At 43.0% G+C, this 3,292-nt stretch carries 3 protein-coding genes; 2 read left to right on the forward strand and 1 reads right to left on the reverse strand.

Annotation, left to right across the window (positions count from 1 at the left end):
* The first annotated feature begins 369 nt into the window (after positions 1–369).
* A complete protein-coding gene (locus VN379_RS09015; RefSeq protein ID WP_325532978.1) occupies positions 370–1,029 on the forward strand; it encodes a hypothetical protein in 660 nt (219 codons plus the stop codon).
* Between the two features lie 214 nt (positions 1,030–1,243).
* On the opposite strand, the gene VN379_RS09020 is transcribed toward VN379_RS09015, so the two are convergent.
* The gene (locus tag VN379_RS09020; protein ID WP_325532980.1) at positions 1,244–2,446 is read right to left on the reverse strand and encodes a metallophosphoesterase; all 1,203 of its coding nucleotides are present in this window, start codon (positions 2,444–2,446) and stop codon (positions 1,244–1,246) included.
* A gap of 359 nt (positions 2,447–2,805) precedes the next feature.
* Here VN379_RS09020 and VN379_RS09025 point away from each other — a divergent pair, with 359 nt between their 5' ends.
* A complete protein-coding gene (locus VN379_RS09025) occupies positions 2,806–3,228 on the forward strand; it encodes a MarR family transcriptional regulator (protein ID WP_325532982.1) in 423 nt (140 codons plus the stop codon).
* The last annotated feature ends 64 nt before the right edge of the window (positions 3,229–3,292 follow it).

A 3,292-nucleotide genomic window follows, 5' to 3' on the forward strand; every position in this document is an offset into this window, starting at 1 on the left:
CCTTGAAATTACTTCAAAAATTGAAATATGGCACAGATCGGCTAATAAAAGTTAAGCTCCAACAGGGGCTGTGGGCCAAAGACAAATTTGTTGGGTCCTAAAGTGCAAGAACAGTTTAGTTTCAGAATGATTTGTCGTAAAGAACACGGTACAGAGAAAATAGCCATAACTTACGGAAAAGTAAGTTATGGCTATCTTTACATACAAAGGGGATAGGTTGACTCAAGGGGACGGTTCTTTTGAGTCATTAAACAGCGCCTTTTGGGGCGCTGTTTGTATTTTATTGTTAAGTTCTTCCTTATAATTTTCGATGCATTATTTAGTGAGGGATTTATCGTAATGAAATATGATTATTGGAGAGTGAATATAATGCCTATCGATCAAATGGGCTTAAATAACTTATTAGCTAATTTGAACCCTAAGAATAATCTAACTGCGTTAAGAGAATATCGCGATGGGTTGCAAAAAAAACTTGAACAAGAAGCTATTGGCAACAAAGAAATACTTGCTACGCAAGACAACAATAATAACAATACTGATATTAAGCAAGTTATCGTAGAACTGCAAGCGACTGATAAACAGATCCAGCAAACCATCTATGAAGAAGAAACCAGGAAACTTGAGCTAGAGAGAGTGAAAAGAGAAGAGGCTGCGGCAAAAACACTGCGTGATCGGGAAAAGGCTTTAGCCAGGCATGAGCATGTTCTAATGAACGCCAGTATAGGTAAACTGCTTTCGGCTGCTGCCAAAGTGTCCCAGTGTAATAGTATAGGCGGGGCGGGAATAGCTCTTTCCTTTAGCCAGTCAGCATCAAAGACAAGTAGCACCGAAAATTCGCCATACAGCTTGACAGGAAAGAGCAATGAGATCGCAAGAGACCTTAAAGAATCTGTTGAGTTTGGGATAGCGGCAGCTGAAGTCGCCCGCAGGCGGAAAGCTAACGAGTTGAAGGCTAACATCGAAGAAGCTGCTTGTAAAAAGGCAAAAAAAGAAAAAGCTAACAAACGAAACATAAATATAACTATATAAAGAAGCAGTGACTCTGGTACATAAAAGCCGTGAGGTCTTGCTGTGAATCCAGTCTGTGCCAGCATTGGCCGGGTAAAAGGTATGAACTCGCCAAACACGGCGCGCCGGGCGAGACAGGGGGACAGGACCCTGCCCCAGTTATTCATTGCTTCTGTGTCAGATTAAATGCGATCAAAGGGGATAGGTGACTCAAGAGAACCGTCCCCCTGAGTCATTATGATGTTAAGGTAAACATACTAATTTCTGGTGGACAGCCCAGACGCAGGGGAAACCAGTGGCCTGCTCCGCTGCTGACATAACCGTACACACCATTTTCCTGATAAAGGCCGCGCATATAAACATGGGTATTAAATAGTGATTTACCCCCGATAATTAGCTGACCACCATGGGTGTGACCGGCCAGTGTCAGGGGGATTTGAGCAGCAAAACCGTCAATCAGAAAATCAGGATGATGGGCCAGTAAAATTTTAAAGGCATTGGTGGGGGTGTTCTGGTTAGCTGCAGCAAAACACTGCAACCGGCGGTTGACGCTGATGTCGAGAGCCGAACGGGCAACATCTGAACCAGGATAGTCTACCCCTAACAGATAGAGCGGTTGCGAACCGGCCACAATTAACCGGTTATCATTTTCCAGCAACACTGCCTTACTTTTTGCTATTTCTGCACGAAACCGTTCAGCATCACGAATGTATTCATGATTACCGATACAGAAATAAATCCCAAGGGGAATAGACGGCTGGAGCTGATCCAACCGCTCCAAAGCTGGTTTTAGCAAGCGCAAATCATCAGCGAAGTCCCCAGTTATGGCCAGCACATCAGGCTTTTGCTCTTTGACCAGCTGGAGCGCAGTATTTAGGCGGTCCAAACTGAAATATGGCCCCAAATGGGTATCGCTTATTTGGCCAATTTTAAAACCTTGCAGATGATCCGGCAAGTTGGGAAAAGTCAGCCGGTATTGCTGCACAACCATTTCAGCTTGAGCCTCGTATATCCCTTTTGCTCCCGTGCCTACAGAAATTATCGGTAAGACAGTGGCCATGCCTGTTAAAAAGCTCCGCCTTGTCATAACCGATTGGTTTGACTGCGGGGTCGCAGGGCGGGCCTTGCGAAGGCCTAGAAGCCACTCTGTCACATAACAGAACAGTTGCAGCAAGATGAGTACAAACTGTCCAACTAACCAGGCTAATGCCATATAGAGCAGCCAATAATATACTTCATCGTCCGGATTCATTGGCGACAAATTTCGCCCCCGGGTATACATCATCACAACGACGGCTGATGCTGTGATAACCAGATAGGTATAGCGAACAACCGGTTTTCGGTAAACGGCAAACCGACGTTCCAACAGCAGGTAATTGAGCCAACCAATTAGTCCGGCTATCACCAGCAAGATGAACATCATAATAAAAAAACTCATAAATCTCCTCCAATTGTGTGATGGCAGGGACCTTAAACTGAGGTTCCCTTTAGATATATCTCCGCAAGGTTTTTGAAATCAGATCATCAAAAAAAGAATGGTCACTATTATAGCTTAGCAAAATAAAAGATACGGTACAATAGGGTTAGTTTCGGTTATATTGATAAGAACAGAAGTCAAGTGGCAATTGACGCGGTAGGGAGAGAATAAGAACTGCCGCCTTAATGGGAAAAGCGGCAATGAGACGCCCCTAGCACCCTTTACGGAGTTGACTTGACTTTTAAATATAACCAGATTATACTTAGCTTTAATTTACGTATACAAACTAATTTGAACTAATAAGAGTAACGGAGGGAAACATGCTCCCAATTTTTGATAGTATCTGTATCCTGCTTGCTAAAGCGGATCAAAAGCATAATCAGTTTGCCAAAGAAATACTTAGCCAAAAAATCGGAATTACACCTGTACAGATGATGGTTCTATATACACTCTATAAAGGAGACGGTATTAGTCTTTCTGAACTAGGAAAGCGGTGTTACTTGGACAGTTCTACACTTACTGGCCTTATTGATCGCATGGAAAGTTCAAAATTAGTATATAGGGCAGATTCACCGGAAGATCGCCGTGCATATCATATCTTTTTGACGGAGAAAGCTATTGCCCTGGAGGATTCAGTGCTGGAGGTCTTAAATATAGTCCGAACTGAAATGCTCAAGGAGTGTACAGAGGAAGAAATAATTGTGTTTGAGAAAGTGCTGCGAAAAATATATCAGACCTTATAAACCGGTATCTGCCAACAATAATTTTTCAAAATGGTATTGAAAATATTTCGAGGATGTATTATTC

Origin of the sequence: Sporomusa sp., assembly GCF_035561255.1 — a bacterium.
In the GTDB taxonomy this organism is placed as follows: domain Bacteria; phylum Bacillota; class Negativicutes; order Sporomusales; family Sporomusaceae; genus Sporomusa.

Coding starts and splice junctions, on each gene's coding strand:
- VN379_RS09015 (WP_325532978.1), top strand. CDS start 370: ATGCCTATCGATCAAATGGGCTTAAATAACTTATTAGCTAATTTGAAC.
- VN379_RS09020 (WP_325532980.1), bottom strand. CDS start 2,446: ATGAGTTTTTTTATTATGATGTTCATCTTGCTGGTGATAGCCGGACTA.
- VN379_RS09025 (WP_325532982.1), top strand. CDS start 2,806: ATGCTCCCAATTTTTGATAGTATCTGTATCCTGCTTGCTAAAGCGGAT.